A 19,960-nucleotide genomic window follows, 5' to 3' on the forward strand; every position below is an offset into this window, starting at 1 on the left:
ATGATCGCTATGGACGTTGCTTCTTCTGAGTTCTACAAAGATGGAAAATACGTTTTAGCTGGTGAAGGTGGAAAAGTATTCACATCTGAAGAATTATGTGACTTCTACGCTGAATTATGTGAAAAATATCCAATCATCTCAATCGAAGACGGTTTAGACCAAGACGACTGGGCTGGATGGGATTATTTAACTAAAAAAATCGGAGATAAAGTTCAATTAGTTGGAGACGATTTCTTCGTAACTAACACTGAGCGTTTAGCTGAAGGTATCGAGAAAAACGTGGCTAACTCAATCTTAATCAAAGTTAACCAAATCGGTACATTAACTGAAACTTTCGAAGCTATCGAAATGGCTAAGAAAGCTGGATACACTGCAGTTGTATCTCACCGTTCAGGAGAAACTGAAGATGCTACAATCGCTGACATCGCAGTTGCTACAAATGCTGGACAAATCAAAACAGGTTCTATGTCTCGTACAGACCGTATTGCAAAATACAACCAATTATTACGTATCGAAGATGAATTAGGACAACAAGCTGTTTACAACGGAGTTAAATCTTTCTATAACTTAAAAAAATAATTTAATTTATTAAATTAAATCGCACACGATTGTTTTTAAGTTAGGGATTTATAACCTAATTAATCATGCACATATATTGAAGCCCATCTAGGTTTAGGTAACTAAATCTAGATGGGCTTTTTTTGACAAAAAAACATTTTCAAAATAATTGTGGATTTAACAAAATATGCTAAACTATACTTATATATAAGTCTTCTATACTTAGAAAAAATGCGACCTATTAGTAGAAGATACCTTTTAAATGGGAGAGATTCCATTTGATTTTATTACACCTTTGGTGAATTAACCTTTAGACAATAGAATACTGCTTTAATAAAAATTACCATAGGATGGAATTAATCTATATAATATAGGTTCGCTAGTATTTGGTGTGAAAAACAATCCGCAACTGATAGGAAGAAATTTTTATTTCAATATACAGTTCTAGAGTGTTTAACCAGTTTAAAATTGTTAAAAATATATGACATGATTGAAAGGATGAGACAAATGAAAAAATCAGAAGAAACTTTGAATTTTAAATTGATTAATCGAGTTGTCTTATTAATTGGGATCTTAGTTGGGGTTCAGGTTATTAAAATATGTTTTCCGATTATTAAACCTGTTATTTCAGCATTAAATTTAATTATTAGCCCATTTATTATTGCGATTTCTCTAGCATATTTACTCAATCCATTAGTCGATTTCTTCTGTCGCTTACATTTTAAACGTTCATACGCGATACTTGTAACCTTTGTTTCAATTGTCGGTGGGTTATTTTATGCTATCTTTAGCTTAATTCCGTATTTAATTGTTAATATTCAAGAAGTACTTAATAGTATGCCAATGTTGATTGAAAAAGTGGAGCTTCTTATTTCTAATTTAAATCTAGATTATATTGATATTTATAAGTTTGATTTTAGTTCTCTGTTTAGTGAAAATTCAAAATTCTTTACCCTTTTTTCATCATTTTTATCACGAGCAGGTAGTTGGTTATCAAGTGCAAGTAGTAGTTTTACGATGATTATAGGGATGTTATTCCTAGTTCCTATTTTGTTATACTATATTTTAAATAACTTCTATGAACTGCGTAATCGAATTAAAAACTATTTAATAACTCACCGTCATATTCAATTTTTTAATATTTTAAAAGAATCGGAAGAAGTTGTGAGGGGATATGTGTCAGGAACATTAGCAGTATCACTTGCTTTATCGATAATTGCATCTATTTATTTTGCCTTAATTGGATTAGATAACGCGGTTGTATTTGGTGTTTTAATTGGATTTTTAAATATTATTCCTTATGTGGGACAAATTATTGGTACGATTCCAGCTGCTCTTTTTGGTTTAACAGTTTCGATTTGGACGCCAGTGTATGTCATTATCGGAGTATTAGCACTTAATTTTATTGAAGGAAACTTTATTAAACCACTTGTGTTCTCTAAAGCAGTAGACTTTCATCCAATTATTTTGTTAACACTTATTATTATTGGAGGACAAATTTTTGGGGTAATTGGGATGATTTTCATTATTCCGATTGCAGGTATTATAAAAATTATCTTACGTTATAGTAAAGACGTCTATTTTGAATACCGTAGTAAAAAAAATAATGAATTGAATTAGTTTAAAGGTCATTTCATAATCATGGAATGACCTTTTCTATATTAAAACAAAAATATATTTCACCATTATAAATGAGTCTCGGGCCTTATATATGCAAAAATAATCAAACTTCAAAAAATCATGTCTTTTCTACATATAATTGTTTAGTTAATCATAGAGTTTATAGATAAGAAATCTACTTTACCTTATGTAAATAATGAAGTAATGATTGTAGGAGGAGTTGTTAGATGGGATTGTTATTATTGCAGTATGTGGGATTATCGTTTTTAGTCGTCTTTTCATCAATTAAAATTTCAGAATGTGTAGATGAACTTGATCAGAGAACTAAACTCGGGGGAGCTTTAATAGGAGGAATTTTATTAGCTGGGGTTACATCCTTACCAGAATTGATTACAAGTATTTCATCAACAATGATGTTAAATAACCCAGATTTAGCATTCGGAAACATTCTTGGAAGTAATGCTTTTAATGTTTTTATTTTAGCGGTTGGAAATATTGTTTTTATTAAGCACATGTTATTTAATAACATAGGACGCTCTAACACGATGACAAATGTTATTAACTGTAGTATTTATATTATTATTTTATTTACGTTTTTTAGTCCAACGATTACACAGGTGGGACATGTTGGAACAGCATCTATTTCTATTGCGGTGTTATATTATTTAAATTTAAAATTAGCTTCTAATTTAGAGTCTAACGACAATCAAAGTAGCGATTTGCCAAATCCATCAGAATCAATGCTTAACTTAATTTTACGCTTCGTATTCTTTGCAATTGTTATTGTGATCAGTAGTTTATTAGTTTCAATTACGACAGATAACATTGCAAGGGAGACTGGTGTTGGTTCATCTTTTGTGGGAGCAATCTTTTTAGGGGTGGCAACATCATTACCTGAGATGACTAGTTTAATTAGTTTAATTAGAATGCGTAACTATGATATTGCAGTTGGGAATATTGTTGGAAGTAACTTGTTTAATTTTGGAATTATTGCTTTGACAGATGTTTTATATTTCTCGGGTAATATCTTTGAAATTGCCGATATCTCCAATTCATTGTTAGTTTTTGTTGGCTTGGCAGAATCTATTGTATTAGCTTTTGTGTTATTTGGTATTAAGATTAAAAATAAATTTTTATACGCAATTCCTTCTGTTTTGATTATTCTAGTTTATTGTTACTATATTACGACATCCTTGAAATAATGGTTGAAATTGTATAATAGATGTGATACAGTTTTGATATATACAAGGAGGGTTTAGGATGTTTAGTTTAGGTGTTGTAGACGTATTATTTATGATTGTTTCAGTAATCCTAATTGTCTTAGTTGCATTACAAAGTTCTAAACAGGGATTAAGCGATTCATTAACAGGTGGAAATAGTGAGTTATTCAAGAATCAAAAAGAACGTGGAGCAGAAGCTTATATTGTTCGTGCAACTTATATTTGTTCAATTATTTTTATCGTTTTAGGACTAATTATTTTTATGAAATAATATACTAGCTCATATTCGAAGAATATGAGTTTTTTTAATGTCAAAATACGTAGTAGCAATAAATTATATAATATTGGTACAAACTAAACATAGGTCAAATACAAGAGAACTTTGTATTCTCGGATTCTAAAAAATGGTTAAATATTTAACCGAGTATGATAGAATAGTAGTTATGAGTTGGAGGTGTGCTATTTGCGCAATACAGTATTAGAGTTATTAGGATCAAGTCATTATGAAGCAATGACAATTGATGAGTTAGTAGATTATTTACAAATTGAAGGAACAGAAGCTTTTAAAGAATTCGTTAAATTAATGGTAGCCCTTGAAGATGAAGGGGTTGTCGTACGTTCAAAAAATGATCGTTATGATTTAGCACGTGAATTAGGTTTTTATAAAGGAATTATTTCTATTCATCCAAAAGGATTTGGGTTTGTTGAAATAGATGATATGGATGACGTTTATATTCGTAATGAAGATTTAAATGGAGCCTTACATAAAGATACGGTTTTAGTTAAAATCTTACCATCTTCTAAAGGTGATAGTTTAGAAGGAGAAATCGTTCAAGTTTTAGAACGTGGAATGAAAGAGTTTATTGGGACTTACTATGAAATTAAACAAGTAGGTTATGTTAAACCAGACAACTCACGTTATCATGCTGTTGTAGCAATTCCTAAAAATAAAAGTAAAGGGGCTGTTCGCGACCATAAAGTCCGTGTTAAGATTGTTGACTACTTAGAAAATAATGTTGTTAAAGCAGAAGTTTTAGAAATTCTTGGACATAAAAACGATCCAGGTATTGATATTTTATCTGTTGTTTATAAATATGACATTGTACCTGAATTTTCAAAGGATGCATTAGAACAAGCTGCTGCTATTCCTACGGAATTAGATGCAGACAGCTATAAAGGTCGTCGTGATTTACGTGGTGAAACCATTGTTACAATTGATGGCGATGATGCTAAAGACTTAGATGACGCTGTTCATGTAAAAATGCTTGATAATGGAAACTATTTATTAGGTGTTTCAATTGCAGACGTTTCGTATTATGTAACCGAAGGGTCTCCATTAGATCGTGATGCGTATTTTAGAGGGACTAGTGTGTATTTAGTTGACCGCGTTATCCCAATGATTCCACATCGTTTATCAAATGGAATTTGTTCATTAAATCCTCAAGTTGATCGTTTGACGATTACTTGTGAAATGGAGATTTCACCTAAAGGTGAAGTGGTTAACCATGAAATCTTCCCTTCTGTAATTAATACAACAGAACGTATGACTTATCACAATGTGAATTTGATTTTACAGGGTGAGGATCAAGAGGTTTTAAATCGTTATGAAGCGTTAGTACCAAATTTCCATCTAATGTATGAGTTATCTCAAATTCTACGTAAAGCTCGTCATGATCGTGGATCAATTGATTTTGATTTAGATGAAGCAAAAATTATTGTAGATGAGTATGGTTTTCCAACAGGTGTTGAACTTCGTGACCGTGGGATCGCAGAGCGCATTATTGAAGATTTTATGTTAGCAGCTAATGAAACAGTTGCTGAACATTTCCATTGGATGGATGTTCCATTTATTTATCGAGTTCATGAACATCCAAAACCTGAAAAATTAGAGCGTTTCTATAAGCTAGCTCGTGCTTTAGGTTATGAGATTAAAGGAACAAGAGAACATGTTCATCCAAAAGCATTGCAAATGATTACGGAAGCCGTACAAGGAAAACCTGAGCATGCTGCAATTAATACAATGATGCTTCGTTCATTACAAAAAGCAAAATATAGTGAAGAAAGTTTAGGACATTTTGGATTGGCTGCAGAGTTCTATACTCACTTTACATCACCGATTCGTCGTTACCCGGACTTAATTGTTCATCGATTAATTCGTCGATATTTGTTCGAACAGGACTTATCAAATGAGACTTTAACATATTATAATACTATTATGCCTGAAATTGGTCTTCAAACTTCAAAACGTGAGCGTGATGCAATCGATGCAGAACGTGAAGTGGAGGATATGAAAAAGGCAGAGTATATGACACAATTTATTGACGAAGAGTTTGAAGGTGTTATTTCATCTGTTACGAAATGGGGAATGTATGTCGAACTACCAAATACGGTAGAAGGGCTAGTTCATGTAAATGATTTAACAGATGATTATTATGAATTTGATGAAGATAATTTAGCATTAATTGGACGTCGTACGAAAACCATGTACAAACTTGGGGATGTTGTAAAAGTTGTTGTAGTAGCTGCAAGTAAAGAGGAAAGAACTATTGACTTCCAATTAGTTGGTATGAGTAAGAGCCGTCCTAAACGTTCATTTAAACGTATTGATACACGAGGTGCATCAGGAGCAAATGATCGAAGAAGAGATGGCAAACCTAAAACATCTTCATCATCAAATTCGAGAAATAATCGTAATAAAAAATCATCTGATCGTTTCAATGATAATAAGAAACCAAAAAGAAAAAATAATAAAGGTTCAAAAAACTTTTCGAATCAAAAAAGTAATAGTCAAAAAAAATCTAATAAATAATAGTTTGGCTAATTAGTGAAAGGGTGCAGGTAAATCATGATGAAGAAGTTAAAAGGTATTAAGTGGTTCAATGTCATTTTGTTCCTATTCGTCATGGTTGGTTTATTAGTTTTAGCTCAATTTTTTGTTCGTCCTAATATGGAAGGATGGGATGTTGAGCGTGTTTTACATTATGAAGCTGCTAATGATATAAATATTATTTATGATTATATTTATTCAGACGAAGTGGATTATGGGATCGTTGTTGATCAACAAAAATGTGAAAATGAGGAGACTTGTGATGTTAAATTAACGATATCAAAAGGAAGAGATGTCTCAAAAAACACAGAAACAGAAATTAGAGCCTACCTAGATGAATTGATTGCTACGGGATTAATTACAGCAAATGAAGTCAATTATCATGACTCAATGTACTCAAATGATGTAAAGCCTGGATTTGCAGTTTATTATGAACCAGATCCTATTAAACAGCGTATTGATATTAGCTTTTCTTTAGGACCCGAAATACGTGTCTATAAAGCTTCTATGGTTGCTGTAGGTGATATTTTACTACATGATACCGTATTTAATGATTTTAGATTAGAAGGAGATTTGTTTGATTTTTCTCCATTACTTGAAAATGTAAAATCATATATTGAACCAGCAGACTTTGCTTTTGCAAATCAAGAGTCAAATATTGGAGGTATAGAGATTGGATTATCTTCATATCCAAACTTTAATAGTCCATATGAAATTGTTCGAGATCTTGTTGGCATTGGATTCAATATGTTTTCAAGAGCTAATAATCACACATTAGATAAGGGAGAAAATGGCGTGATTTTGGCTGAATCATACTGGCAAACCTTAAATGGAATTATTTCAGCTGGATCAACTGATTCACAAGAAAAACGTGATCAAATCCCTGTGATTGAACAAAATGGAATTAGATTAGCATTACTAGCATATTCTTACGGATTTAATGGATATAGGGTTCCAGAAGATAAACCTTATTTAGCTAATGAGTTCAGTTATGAACAAGCGGAACAAGATATTCAAAAAGCTAAAGAAGTTGCAGATGTTATCGTGGTTTCAATGCATTGGGGTACTGAATATCAAGATACACCAAATGAAACACAGTTAGAACAAGCCAAGTGGCTAGCAGATCAAGGTGTAAATGTTATTTTAGGTGAACATCCTCATGTTTTACAACCTGTTGATATCTTGGTTGGACGTGATGGAAATGAAACATTAGTTGCGTATTCATTAGGTAACTTTATTTCAGGTCAAACAGGACTTGCTAAATTAGTAGGTGGAATTTTAAAGTTTGATATTATTAAAACAACGATTGGTGATGAAGTGAAAATTGAAATTTCGCAACCTCAATTAATGCCAACCTATAACTATGCTGAAAATGGAACAGTTAATTATCAATTAGTTCCATTAGTTGAATCTGATCAACGTGATTATTTTGAAACGGTTCAAGCTTTAATGGAAAATTACTCGAATGTAGTTGATGTTGTAGATTACATTACTTACGATGAAAATTAGTTGGAGAGCTTAAAGGTGGTGTAAGAATGCCAAAAGGTGTGGGATCAACGCTTGCGCAAAATAAAAAAGCAGGACATGATTATTTTATTGAAGAAACATTTGAAGCGGGAATTGTGCTGCAAGGAACTGAAATCAAATCGATTCGTGCCGGTAAAGTCAATTTAAGAGATTCATTTGTTCGTATTGATCGTAATGAAGCTTTTGTACATAATATGCACATTTCTCATTATGAACAAGGAAATCGATTTAATCATGATCCATTACGTACAAGAAAACTATTATTACACAAACGTGAAATAGCAAAATTAATTGGAACACAAAAAATGGGTGGTTATTCACTTATTCCATTAAAGTTATACATTAAAGATGGATATGCGAAATTATTATTTGGTATTGCAAAAGGGAAGAAAAATTACGATAAACGTCAAGATTTAAAGGCCAAAGATGCAAATCGTCAAATTGAAAAAGCATTGAAAGACCGTCAAAAGTATTAATTGAAAAAGACCTTGAGCTTAAGCTTGGGGTCTTTTTTGCATGATTTTTAAAAATTAACAAATAAATATAATAACAATAAACTGAGAGGCGGTTTACAGATGATTGAAGCACAAAAAAAAGTTATTATTGTTGGTGCTGGAATAGGAGGATTAGCCAGCGCTTTAAGGTTGTTAAGCAAAGGTTATGAAGTCGTCATATACGAAAAAAATGAAAGAGTCGGCGGGGTTGTAAATCAGTTTTATCAAGATGGATACACATTCGATTTGACAGCTTCTTTATCTCTAATTCCTCAAAATTTCTCGCAACTTTTTGACGATTTAAATTTAAAAAACGAGCTTGAAATGCTTTCGCCTAAGCTTTTGTATCGAGTCTTTAGCGCTAAGGGGGAAAAATTAGATTTTAGTACTAATTTGATACAGTTGACTCAAACATTAGAATCTATCTCTAAAAAAGATAGCATCGGCTATTTGAATTTGATGACAGATATTTATCAGAAATATCAACTGATTGAAGAGAATTTTTTGACTCAATCTTTTGAAAAAAAGAAAGAATTTTTTAATTTAGAAAATATGAAAAATATCTTTAAAATTCATCCTCTTCAAACGACTGAAGATTATGTCTCTCAATTTATTGAAAGTGAGATTCTTCAAAACTATTTATATTTTCAGGCAATGTATATTGGGTCATCTCCATTCGATAGTTCAAGTACATATAGCTTACTTCCAGGCGTTACTCAACTGTATGGGTTACCATACTTTAAAGGGGGAATGTACGCCTTTGTACAAAGGTTAGAGTCTTTAATTTTAAAACTGGGTGGTAAAATTTATTGTAGCCAGGAAGTAACGGAGTTAGTGACGGAAGGTAAACATGTGAAAGGGGTTAAAATAGGAGAAAAATTAGATAAAGCTGATCTTTTTTTAGTCAATTGTAATGGTTTTGAATTAAAAGATAAGTTGTTAGAAAATAAAGATAAGTTATCTTGTTCAGCCTTTATTTTATATCTTGGTATTAAAAAAGAATTACCTCAACTAAATGTTCATAATATTTATATAGGCGATGAATTTAAGAAAAATATTGAGACAGTATTCAAGGGGAATTTACCTGATAAACCATCTGTCTATATTTATTGCCCAAGTCGATTGGATTCTTCAATGGCCCCTAAAGGATGTGAATCGTTGAATATTATGATGAGGGTTCCTAATTTAACGTCACATATTTCTTGGAATGATGAAATCGTAATCCTGTTAAAACAAAAAATTTATCATATTTTAGAAGAGGTTTTAAATTGTGAGAATCTACAGCAATGGATTGAAGTGGAACAATTTTTGACGCCGAAAGATTTAGAAGAAAAGTTTGGTGAGGTTAAGGGATGTGCTTTTGGACTAGGGCATCATCTATTACAAACTAATTATTTTAGACCTCATTATCGAAGTGAAAAGTATGATAATTTATTTTTTGTTGGTGCTTCTAATCATCCTGGAACAGGGATTTCATTAGTTTTAAATAGTGCTAAGCTTGTCGTAGAAGAAATTGATAAGCATATCTTATAATTTAAAACATATAATTTTTGATGTAGACGAAATCAAGCACCAACGAGTGGTAAACTATGTTATAATAAATTAATGCCAAACCTAAAAGCATTATAAAACGGTTAAGGGGGGATTGTATGTTAAAAAGTGAAACTCTTAAAATCATCGAATTTGCTAAAGGTGAAATAAAAAAACCAGTATTGATTCGATATACGATAACAGTTGATTTAAACAGTCCAAAAGTATACGATGAAGATGCACTTAAGCTAATAGGCTCTGTCAAAACATTACCAGATAACATCTATTTAGCTGAATTTGTTTACGAAGTAACTGATTCACGTTTAACTCATCTTAACCGCCAAAAAATTACAATTAAAATAAACGAAAAAAATTATTTTACACTTGTACTAGATGATGATTTAGATATCTTCTTCTCATTGTTGAGATTATACAAAAATTATGAAGCTGAAGTAGAGGCTTATGAACAAACAATCACTCAAGGCATGTTGTTAAAAGTTTTAGAAACATATTATTCTTAATCAAAAAGAGATGAGTATTCATCTCTTTTTTTGTTAATTATTAATAATTATTTAAAATTATAATAAATAAGCTATAACTTTTGGAACAAAATAGGCAATAGGGTCGTCTAATTTAATGTAAAGAGCTAAATTTGGAATTCTATTTGAATCAAAATATTAGGAGGAACAATTATGAAAAAATTAAAGATGATGTTAATGGCTTTATTAGTAACAGTTGTAGCGGTAGGATGTAGTAATTCAAAAGAAGGAGAATCAGCTAGTAATACGTCCGCGACACCTGAAGAAATCATGAATAAAATTCAAGAAACATTAGCAAGTGATTACGATATGCAACTTCAAGATGGTGTATTACCAGGATTTCAAGTGATTGATATGACAGATTCATTACAGTTAGGAATGTATGCGGATCATTTTAATACGGCAGATATTGAATCTGGATATATGTTATTACCAATGATGAATGTTAAATCTTCTTTAATTATGGTTGTAAAAGCTAAAGATGAGAAAGCATCAGAAAGTGTTAAAGATGGGTTTGAAAAAGTATTATCTGATCAAGAAGCAACATGGTCAATGTACTTACCAGATCAATATGAATTAGTTCAAGAAAACCAAATTAAACAACAAGGAAACTATTTATTATATGTAACAAGCGATGTAGCAGACAAAATTGTAAAAGTATTTGAAGAGTCAGTAAAATAATTTCTTTGAAAAAAAGATTGTTGATTGCTAAATGCTTCAACAGTCTTTTTTCTTCTTTGGGTGGTGATGAAGGATGGTTTTTAGTAGTCTTGTCTTTTTATTTATTTTTTTACCAATTACGTTGTTGTTATATTTTATCGTTCCAAGACGTGTCCGTAATTTTATTTTACTACTAGTGAGCTTAGTTTTTTACGCATGGGGAGAACCTATTTATGTTGTTTTAATGATATTCTCAACCATTGTTGATTTTATTCATGGGTTACTTGTAGAAAAATATCAAGATCAACCTAAAAAGGCAAAGCGTGTGGTATTATCCTCAGTAATTATTAATTTAGGATTACTAACATTTTTTAAGTATTCGGGGTTTATCATTACAAATATTAATACGATTTTTGGAACAACTTTTTCAACTCCAGACATTGCTCTTCCAATTGGGATTTCATTCTATACGTTCCAAACAATGTCTTACACGATTGATATCTTTAGATGTGATGCTCGTGCACAACGGAATATCGTTGATTTAGGAGCTTATGTTGCAATGTTTCCACAACTTATTGCAGGACCCATTGTTCGTTACCGTACCGTGGCTGAACAATTAAATCATAGACAAGAAACAATCGAACGTTTTGCGGATGGAGTCAGACGATTTATTATTGGACTTGGGAAAAAAGTTTTATTAGCAAATAATATTGGTTTGCTTTGGGATAGCATTTCAACAACTGAAGTCACAAATTTAACAGTTTTATCTGCCTGGTTGGGGGTTATGGCCTTCGGACTTCAAATTTATTTCGACTTCAGTGGATATTCAGACATGGCTATTGGACTTGGTAAAATGCTTGGATTTGAATTGTTAGAAAACTTTAATTATCCATATATCTCACAAAGTATCACAGAGTTTTGGAGACGTTGGCATATCTCACTCGGTTCTTGGTTTAGAGATTATGTTTATATTCCACTTGGCGGGAATCGTAAAGGAAAGTATCGTACCTATTTAAATGTTTTTATTGTTTGGTTTTTAACAGGCCTTTGGCATGGGGCGAGTTGGAATTTCGTGTTTTGGGGACTTTATTTTGGAAGCATTATTTCAATTGAGAAGGCCTTTTTAATGAAGTGGTTAAATAGAGGTCCAGCTTTTATTCGTCATTTCTATACCATCTTCTTATTATTAATCGGATGGGGATTATTCGCTTTTGATAATTTTGAACATTTATTGAATTACTTCAAAGTTATGTTTGGAATGCAAGGAGAAGGTCTTTATAATCAGATGACGTTGTTTTACTTAGCTTCTAATGCCATTACCCTCATTGTGTTAATTATCGCTTCTACGCCTTTAATGAAGCTAATTTATGGTTATGCCACACGCACGTCTAAATTCAAATGGCTTTTTGAACTAATCATTATGCCATTAATCTACTTTTCGATTTTATTTATTTCAACAGCTTACTTAGTTGATTCGTCTTATAATCCGTTCTTGTACTTTAGATTTTAGGAGGTGAGGATGATGGATAAAGTTAAGAATTTAGTTTATAGTTTGATGTTTTTAATTTTTATTTTTGGAATAAGTTTATGGAATATGATAACGCCAGATAAAAGTATTTCTGAAAGTGAAAATCGTCCTTTACAGCAATTTCCTAAGTTTACATGGGAAAGACTTGCATCAGGAAAATTTACGAGTGGATTTGATGAGTACATGACGGATCAATTTGTATTTAAGGATGATTGGGTAGGGGTAAAATCTGATGTCGAGCGTTTACTTTTAAAGGGGAAAAATAATGGAGTTTATTTTGGAAAACAAGGCTATTTACTAGAAGAATTTTTGACGCCCGGAAAATACTTTATAAGAAACTTAGATTCAATAAATGCCTTTCATAAAAAGTTGCCCTATTTGAATACAGAAGTCATGCTCATTCCAACGGCAGTTGAAATTTATAAAGAGTTATTGCCACGATATGCACCAACATATGATCAAAATCTGATGCTTAAACAAGCAAGTGCTACATTATCAGTTGATTTAATTGATGTGTATTCGGTTCTAGAAGCACATAAATCTGAATATATTTTCTATAAAACCGATCATCATTGGACGACACTTGGGGCTTTTTATGCTTATCAAAGTCTAATGGGTGCAATAGGTGAACAAGCTTATCATTTAGAGGATTTTAATATTAAACAAGTCAGTGATTCATTTTATGGAACATATTATTCAAAGGCAAATAACCACCATTTACAACCTGATTCGATGGATATCTTTATTCCAAAAACTGACGTGAGTTTTTCTGTGAGTTTGAATGGAGAAGAAGTTAGTTTAGATGGTTTATACGATTATAATTACCTTAATCAAAAAGATAAATACTCAATGTTTTTAGGAGGAAATCAGCCTTTAACCATTGTAAAAAGTAGTATAAATAACGGTAGAAAACTTGTTGTGTTTAAAGATTCATATGCTCACAGTTTAGTACCATTTTTAGCGTTACATTTTGAAGAAATTCACTTAATTGATTTAAGATATTTCAATATGAATCCATATGAATATATTAGAGATGAATCATTTGATCAGGCATTGTTTTTATATAATTTATCAACATTTGGATCAGAACCTAACTTAATAAAATTACAGTCTTATAACTAAGTGGGGGGGAACATTTAGTGAGGAAAATATATCTGTCATGTTTAAGTTGTTTAGTGGGATTCATGGGCTTAAGATATTATTTTGGGTTAACATCATTAAATGGGCCATTTTTTAAGGGATATGGATTAGTCTGTTTAATCATTGCAGTTTTATTACTGAGTTGCTATTTTAAAGATTTACCTCAAAAGTTAGTAAGGCGTCTAACAATAATTAATTTGATTGCTTTATTTGGCGTTCAATTAATCCCACTTTCAACATTTGTTTTTACTTTTGAATGGAATGTTGAACTCATCTTGCCAACGTTAATTGTATTATTTGAAGTAATGGGATTTTTTTATAGGGCATTAACATCATTAATTGGTTATATTTCACTCAAAAGAGCACGATTAAAAGTTAAATAAGGTGATTCTAGCACATAGAATCACCTTATTTTTATTTATTAGCTCCTTGGCGTTTTTTAAGTTTTTTTTCATAGTAGCCTAGAAGTTGATACATTAAAAGTGTACAGATTGCAAGGACTAAGATTCCCATCATAACAAGGCTTAAGTTAAATACTTGGCCACCATATACGATTAAATATCCAAGTCCAGCACGAGAAGCGATAAATTCCCCAACGATAACCCCGACCCAGACCATACCAATATTGATTTTTAACAGGTTAATCATATTACTTGTATTTGATGGTAAGACGAGTTTCGTTAAAATTTGAAACTTACTAGCTCCGAAACTTTTCATAAGTTTAATCTTATCCTCATCAACTGTTGAAAAATAGTTATAGGCAGATAAAATAGTGACAGCAATAGAGGTAATAATCGAGATGACGACAATCCCTTTTACTCCAGTTCCGACCCAAACGATTAAAATGGGCGCAAGAGCTGTTTTTGGCAAAGCATTTAGTACGACAAGAAATGGATCGAAAATTTTGGCAAGTTTTTCTGACCACCATAAGCAAATAGCAATAAATAATCCAGAGCAGGTCCCGATAATTAAACCAACAATTGTTTCATATAATGAAATACCAAGATGTTTGAAGATTTCTCCATTTGAAACATATTTGACGAGAATATTCCAAACAGCTGATGGTTTGCTAAATAAGAAATCATCAATAAATCCTAGTTGAGCGCCGACTTCCCAAAAAATTAGGAAAGCGACGAGTAGAAAAATTTGAAGAAAGTGAATATTGAATGCCTCTTTTTTACGGTCTTTTAAGTATTTTTGATAGCCAGGAGTTCCATTAATTTGTTTCTTCATCATTTTGCAACTCCTTCCAGAATAAATCAAAGTAATCTTTAAACTCAGGAGCAGTTCGGGAGCTTAAAGGTGTTTTTTCAGGATCAAGTGTCAAGTTGATCGGACGCATGCTTTTTATTGTCGTTGGACGATGACTTAAGACAGCAACATGGTCTGCTACTGAAATAGCTTCAGAGATGTCATGGGTTACTAAAATTGCTGTTTTATTTTCACTTTTAATAATTTTATAAATATCATCGGTAACGATTAATCTTGTTTGATAATCAAGTCCTGAAAAGGGTTCGTCTAGTAATAAAATATCAGGGTTTAATGCCAGTGTTCTAATTAGGGCAGCACGTTGCTTCATCCCACCAGAAAGCTCCCGAGGATAATTATTTCTAAAATCCCATAAATCATAAATTTGTAGTAATCGCTTAATTTCTTCCATTGCTTCATCTGTCAATTTGTTTTGAATTTCTAGGCCTAAGGTGATATTTTTCATAATAGTTCGCCACTCAAATAGATGATCCTTTTGAAACATATATCCGATTTTTTTGTTATAGGTATTAATCTCTCCACTTGTGGGTTCTAGTAAGCCAGAAATCATGTTTAAAATTGTAGATTTTCCACATCCTGAAGGTCCGAGTAAGACTAAAATTTCACCTTCTTCAACTGAAAAGGTGATATCATTTATAATATTTCGCTCTTCTTCAACTGAGTAAAAATCTTTATAAACATGGCTCACATCTAGAATTTTTGACATATAAGGTCACCTCCATTTTCTCATATGTCCTACTTTATAATATTAGGTAAAAGAATAAAGGGTACCTAATATCAAAAAAGATTTACTCCCTATTTTGATTAGGGAGTAAATCTTTTTATTTGATATTATTAATTGCATTTTCAGCATAGCTTGTATCGACGATTGTTTCATAAGGCGCACGATTATCAAGTTGTCCTGCTAATTCCATAACATCCATTAGGTTATTTAAGCTATCTTCTTTTAAAACAGGATCAGTTGCCCAGGCATCAATAGATTGATAACGTTCAACAACTGTTACTAAGTCCTCAATTTCCATATCAGGGAAAAATTGATGAATTGATTGTGCAATTTCTTCACTTGTATGTGTTGAAACCCATAACTGCGCTTTATAAATAGCATTTGTAAATGATTGGATGACATCACTATTTTCTTTTAAGTATGATTCGGTTGTTTGGTAGCAAGTATAAGGAATGTCACCACCTAGTTCACCAATTGATGCAACGATGTAACCTTTACCTTCTTTTTCCATAGTTGTTGCTAATGGTTCGAAAAGTGTTACATATTCAGCGTCAAGTCCTGTAAAAGCTCCTGCCATGGCATCAAATGAGATATCAGTACGCACATTAACTTCTGCTGTTTTATCGTCTGGACGAGCATCAAGACCTTGTGATTTTAAGACATATTCAAGTGTCATTTCAGGCACTCCACCTTTACGACCACCGATGACTTCAGTTCCTTTCATTTCATCAAAAGAAAAGTTTTCATGAGGATTTTTAGCCACTAAGAAACTACCATCACGTTGAGTGATTTGTGCAAAATTTATGGCAAGGTCTTTTCCACCTTCGTTGTAGACATAAATAGAAGCTTCAGGTCCCATAAATCCAATTTGCACATCGCCTGATAGTAAAGAGGCCATTGCTTTATCAGCACCTCCAGCATTAATTAATTCAACTTCTAATCCTTCTTCTTCTAGGAATCCTTCACTAATGGCAACGTAGTGTGGTGCATAAAAAACAGAGTGAGTTACCTCAGCAACTTTGATTTGAGTTAATTCATCAGATGACTTGTTACATCCAACTAATGTAGCTGTTGCAAGTGCCATCAATCCTAAAAACGAAGTAACACGTTTAATTGATTTCATATTAGCCCTCCTATTTGCCGAAATTTTAACTCTCGGTCTAATACATCATATTTTAACTTGGGCGAATGTGTGCACACGAAGTATTAAAAATTTTTTGAGTTAAGTAATAAAGTCTGCTTGATTGGGCATAATTGTAAGAGGAAAAAGAATAAAATAAAGTAATTTCGACAAGAATAGATAAAATTAATTAGAAATTAACATAAATTCCATTGACTTGTGATACTAAAATTCATTAGAATACTGTTTGGATGTTATTTTTCTAATAGAAATAGTAAATGAGAATTTTTACAAAGTATCCATATAAAAACAAGTCGCAAAACGGATGCATAATTTTGGAGGTTAGTTCGATGGAAGTAAGATTAGAGGGCATTACCAAAAGCTTTGGAGATTTTACGGCAGTTAACAATTTAAACGTAACAATTGAAGATGGAACACTTGCTGGTCTTTTAGGACCATCTGGATGTGGAAAATCTACAACACTTTATATGATTGCTGGATTAGAAAAACCAACAAGTGGTCGTATTTATTTCGGTGACGAAGATGTAACGGATTTACCACCAGAAAAACGTGGAATTGGATTAGTATTCCAAAACTATGCTTTATATCCACATATGACGGTACGCCAAAATATCATGTTCCCACTTGAAAATGCTAAAGTACCAAAAGCAGAAGCATTAAAAATTGCTCAAGAAATGGCTGATTTAGTTCAAATTGGACACTTAATGGATCGTAAACCTGGAGAATTATCAGGTGGTCAGCAACAACGTGTAGCAATCGCACGTGCTATTGCGAAAAAACCTCGCGTTTTATTATTAGATGAGCCGTTATCAAACTTAGATGCTCGTTTACGTTTAGAAACTCGTGAAGAAATTCGTCGTATTCAACAAGAAACTGGTATTACAACAATTTTCGTAACACACGATCAAGAAGAAGCAATGAGTATCACAGATGCAATTGTTTTAATGAAAGATGGAGTGTTACAACAAAAAGAAGCACCTCAAGAAATGTATCGTAAACCAGCTAATCAGTTCGTTGCCTCATTCATGGGAACACCACCAATGAGCTTTATGAATGGACGTATTGAAAATGGAAAAGTAATGGTTGGTGGATCTGTATTAGGAGATGCAACTGGTTTAAATAATACAGATGCAATTGTTGGAGTTCGTCCTGAGTCATGGCGCCTTGCACAAGAAAATGGTGTTGATGCAACAGTTGTTATGGTTGAAGTAATTGGACGTGACAAATTAATGACAGTAACAATCGATGGACAAAAAGTTCGCTGCTTAATTGATTCAGAAAATGAAGTTAATGTTTCAGATATCGTTAAATTAACGGTAAAACAACAAAATATTCATTTATTCGATGCAACGAACGGTCACCGTTTAGCGTAGGGGGCAACTATGAATAAAAAACTATCAAATGCTACCCGAACAACCATCAAACACAATTTTTTAGGTTATTTGTATTTATTACCAACATTAATCATTACAGCTGTTTTCGTAGTTTATCCATTAATTATGTCATTCCGTATGGGATTCTATGAAAAATATAATTATTATACAGATGAAGGAAGTGGATTCGGTTTAGCAACGTTTAAATTCGTCTTAACAGATCCTAGTTTCCATCAAGCATTAAAAAATACATTTTTAATTGTAGTAATCGCGGTTCCGGTTTCAATGATTATTGCATTAGCAATTGCATTGTTATTAAATACTGGAATTAAGGCAAGTAAGTTTTTCCAAGCGATTTATTTCTTGCCATATGTAACTTCAGTTATTGCCATTGGGATTGTATGGAGTTGGTTATTCCATAGTGACTTTGGATATATTAATCAGTTTTTAGGAATGTTTGGTGTTGATCCAATTCAATGGCTAAATGATCCAAAAATGGCAATTTGGGCATTAATCATCTTCAATATTTGGAGTGGACTAGCCTTTAAGATTGTTATTTTCTTATCAGGATTACAAAATATTGATCCACAATATTACAAGGCAGCGCAAATCGATGGAACACCTAAATGGAAAGTATTCTCTCGTATTACATTACCTTTATTATCGCCAACTGTATTTTTCTTAACAATGACTTCAGTCATCGGAAGTTTTAAGGTGTATAATGAAGTATTTGCGTTATTTGGTGGAAAGCCAGGACCTGCAAATAGTTGTATGACGGTTGTATACTACATTTATGATATGTTCTATGGTTCATCACAAGTACATAAAGCTGCAGCAGCTTCAATTATTTTATTCGTTATTATTTTAGCTGTAACGCTTGTACAAATGGTATTAAGTAAGAAGTTAGTTCATTACAAATAGGGAGTGTGCTCAATGGAAAGTAATACAAAAAAAGTTACCTCAACATGGGCTAAAGTATTGATTTACATTGCGTTATCACTTGGAGCAATTATCATGCTTTTCCCATTCATCTTCATGATTTTAACATCATTTAAAACATATTCAGAATCTATTGCTGTTCCACCAAAATTATTACCTGAAATTTTCCAATTTGAAAATTATAAAACAGCAATGGAAATGGCACCTTTTGATGTTTATTTTAAAAATACTGTTATTTCAGCAGTTGGAAATACAGTATTAACCATTTTCGTAACAATTTTTGCAGCATTTGCGTTTACACGTTATAAATTTTTCGGAAGTAACACAATTTTCACTTTATTATTAGCAACGATGATGGTTCCAGGTGAAATGTTAATTATCCAAAACTATCAAACTGTATCAGCATTAGGATGGATTGATTCATTCAAAGGATTAATTCTTCCATATATTGCGAATGTCTTCTATATCTTCTTATTAAGACAATACTTTATGCAAATTCCAGAACAATTATATAAAGCAGCAAAAATTGATGGATGTAGCGATTGGAAATACTTATGGAAAATCATTATTCCAAATACGATTAGTGCTGTCGCAACAATTGGTATTTTAAACTTTATCGCAAGCTGGAATGCATTCTTATGGCCATTATTAATTACAAATAAAGATAGTATGCGTGTTTTAACAATCGGGTTAACTCACTTTACAAATGAATCAGGATCACAAGTTCATTTACAAATGGCTGCTGCAACAATCATTATTGTTCCAGTTGTGATTATTTACTTATTCTTACAGAAATACATTATCAGTGGGGTAACTCGTGGAGGATTAAAAGGATAGTCCTTGTATACTAAATTATTATGAAGTAGGTATT

The 19,960-nt window shown here is 32.0% G+C and carries 19 protein-coding genes; 16 read left to right on the top strand and 3 right to left on the bottom strand.

Annotated elements, in window-relative coordinates; all coding sequences use genetic code 11:
- The 13 genes from eno to J6D32_RS06815 all read left to right on the top strand — a co-directional run.
- On the top strand, nt 1–579 hold a 579-nt coding region (gene eno / locus J6D32_RS06755), incomplete at its 5' end, for a phosphopyruvate hydratase (RefSeq protein ID WP_503004035.1).
- A gap of 486 nt (nt 580–1,065) precedes the next feature.
- On the top strand, nt 1,066–2,178 hold the full coding sequence (locus J6D32_RS06760) for an AI-2E family transporter (protein ID WP_006785197.1): 1,113 nt from the start codon (nt 1,066–1,068) through the stop codon (nt 2,176–2,178).
- Between the two features lie 227 nt (nt 2,179–2,405).
- Nucleotides 2,406–3,380 carry a sodium:calcium antiporter gene (locus J6D32_RS06765; RefSeq protein ID WP_006785198.1) on the top strand — a complete coding sequence of 325 codons (975 nt, stop codon included), beginning with the start codon at nt 2,406–2,408 and terminating at the stop codon, nt 3,378–3,380.
- Between the two features lie 58 nt (nt 3,381–3,438).
- On the top strand, nt 3,439–3,669 hold the full coding sequence (gene secG, locus J6D32_RS06770; RefSeq protein ID WP_009606382.1) for a preprotein translocase subunit SecG: 231 nt from the start codon (nt 3,439–3,441) through the stop codon (nt 3,667–3,669).
- 192 nt (nt 3,670–3,861) lie between these two features.
- Nucleotides 3,862–6,207, top strand: coding sequence for a ribonuclease R (gene rnr / locus J6D32_RS06775; protein ID WP_006785200.1), 2,346 nt, complete (start codon nt 3,862–3,864; stop codon nt 6,205–6,207).
- Nucleotides 6,208–6,243: 36 nt separating this feature from the next.
- Nucleotides 6,244–7,734 carry a CapA family protein gene (locus tag J6D32_RS06780; RefSeq protein ID WP_006785201.1) on the top strand — a complete coding sequence of 497 codons (1,491 nt, stop codon included), beginning with the start codon at nt 6,244–6,246 and terminating at the stop codon, nt 7,732–7,734.
- A 26-nt stretch (nt 7,735–7,760) separates the two neighbouring features.
- Nucleotides 7,761–8,228 carry an SsrA-binding protein SmpB gene (smpB, locus tag J6D32_RS06785; protein WP_006785202.1) on the top strand — a complete coding sequence of 156 codons (468 nt, stop codon included), beginning with the start codon at nt 7,761–7,763 and terminating at the stop codon, nt 8,226–8,228.
- A gap of 99 nt (nt 8,229–8,327) precedes the next feature.
- Nucleotides 8,328–9,779 carry a phytoene desaturase family protein gene (locus tag J6D32_RS06790; RefSeq protein WP_006785203.1) on the top strand — a complete coding sequence of 484 codons (1,452 nt, stop codon included), beginning with the start codon at nt 8,328–8,330 and terminating at the stop codon, nt 9,777–9,779.
- Between the two features lie 116 nt (nt 9,780–9,895).
- Nucleotides 9,896–10,297, top strand: a complete 402-nt coding sequence (locus tag J6D32_RS06795; protein ID WP_006785204.1) for a hypothetical protein — start codon at nt 9,896–9,898, stop codon at nt 10,295–10,297.
- Nucleotides 10,298–10,468: 171 nt separating this feature from the next.
- Nucleotides 10,469–10,996 (top strand): DUF4358 domain-containing protein, encoded by a 528-nt coding sequence (locus J6D32_RS06800; protein ID WP_006785205.1) that lies wholly within the window; start codon nt 10,469–10,471, stop codon nt 10,994–10,996.
- Between the two features lie 73 nt (nt 10,997–11,069).
- The gene (locus J6D32_RS06805) at nt 11,070–12,485 is read left to right on the top strand and encodes an MBOAT family O-acyltransferase (protein WP_129821672.1); all 1,416 of its coding nucleotides are present in this window, start codon (nt 11,070–11,072) and stop codon (nt 12,483–12,485) included.
- Nucleotides 12,486–12,497: 12 nt separating this feature from the next.
- A complete protein-coding gene (locus J6D32_RS06810) occupies nt 12,498–13,625 on the top strand; it encodes a DHHW family protein (RefSeq protein WP_287467446.1) in 1,128 nt (375 codons plus the stop codon).
- A gap of 17 nt (nt 13,626–13,642) precedes the next feature.
- On the top strand, nt 13,643–14,026 hold the full coding sequence (locus J6D32_RS06815) for a hypothetical protein (RefSeq protein WP_229040187.1): 384 nt from the start codon (nt 13,643–13,645) through the stop codon (nt 14,024–14,026).
- A 31-nt stretch (nt 14,027–14,057) separates the two neighbouring features.
- On the opposite strand, the gene J6D32_RS06820 is transcribed toward J6D32_RS06815, so the two are convergent.
- From J6D32_RS06820 to J6D32_RS06830, 3 genes are all read right to left on the bottom strand, one after another.
- Nucleotides 14,058–14,876 carry an ABC transporter permease gene (locus J6D32_RS06820; protein ID WP_006785209.1) on the bottom strand — a complete coding sequence of 273 codons (819 nt, stop codon included), beginning with the start codon at nt 14,874–14,876 and terminating at the stop codon, nt 14,058–14,060.
- Entirely contained in the window at nt 14,860–15,618 is a 759-nt protein-coding gene (locus J6D32_RS06825) for an ABC transporter ATP-binding protein (protein ID WP_287467447.1), read from the bottom strand. The genes J6D32_RS06820 and J6D32_RS06825 overlap by 17 nt, the downstream gene beginning before the upstream one ends.
- Before the next feature lie 115 nt (nt 15,619–15,733).
- Entirely contained in the window at nt 15,734–16,759 is a 1,026-nt protein-coding gene (locus J6D32_RS06830) for an ABC transporter substrate-binding protein (RefSeq protein ID WP_006785211.1), read from the bottom strand.
- A gap of 347 nt (nt 16,760–17,106) precedes the next feature.
- Between J6D32_RS06830 and J6D32_RS06835 the strand changes: the two genes are divergently transcribed.
- Genes J6D32_RS06835 through J6D32_RS06845 form a run of 3 tightly spaced genes read left to right on the top strand, consistent with a single transcriptional unit; the run spans nt 17,107 to nt 19,926 of the window.
- Complete coding sequence (locus tag J6D32_RS06835) at nt 17,107–18,150, top strand: ABC transporter ATP-binding protein (RefSeq protein ID WP_006785212.1); 1,044 nt, start codon at nt 17,107–17,109, stop codon at nt 18,148–18,150.
- A 9-nt stretch (nt 18,151–18,159) separates the two neighbouring features.
- A complete protein-coding gene (locus tag J6D32_RS06840; RefSeq protein ID WP_009606689.1) occupies nt 18,160–19,071 on the top strand; it encodes a carbohydrate ABC transporter permease in 912 nt (303 codons plus the stop codon).
- A gap of 12 nt (nt 19,072–19,083) precedes the next feature.
- Nucleotides 19,084–19,926: a carbohydrate ABC transporter permease gene (locus tag J6D32_RS06845; RefSeq protein WP_006785214.1), complete on the top strand. Its 843-nt coding sequence runs from the start codon at nt 19,084–19,086 to the stop codon at nt 19,924–19,926.
- Nucleotides 19,927–19,960 lie beyond the last annotated feature (34 nt).

Origin of the sequence: Turicibacter sp., from assembly GCF_017941855.1 — a bacterium.
Classification (GTDB): domain Bacteria; phylum Bacillota_I; class Bacilli_A; order MOL361; family Turicibacteraceae; genus Turicibacter; species Turicibacter sanguinis.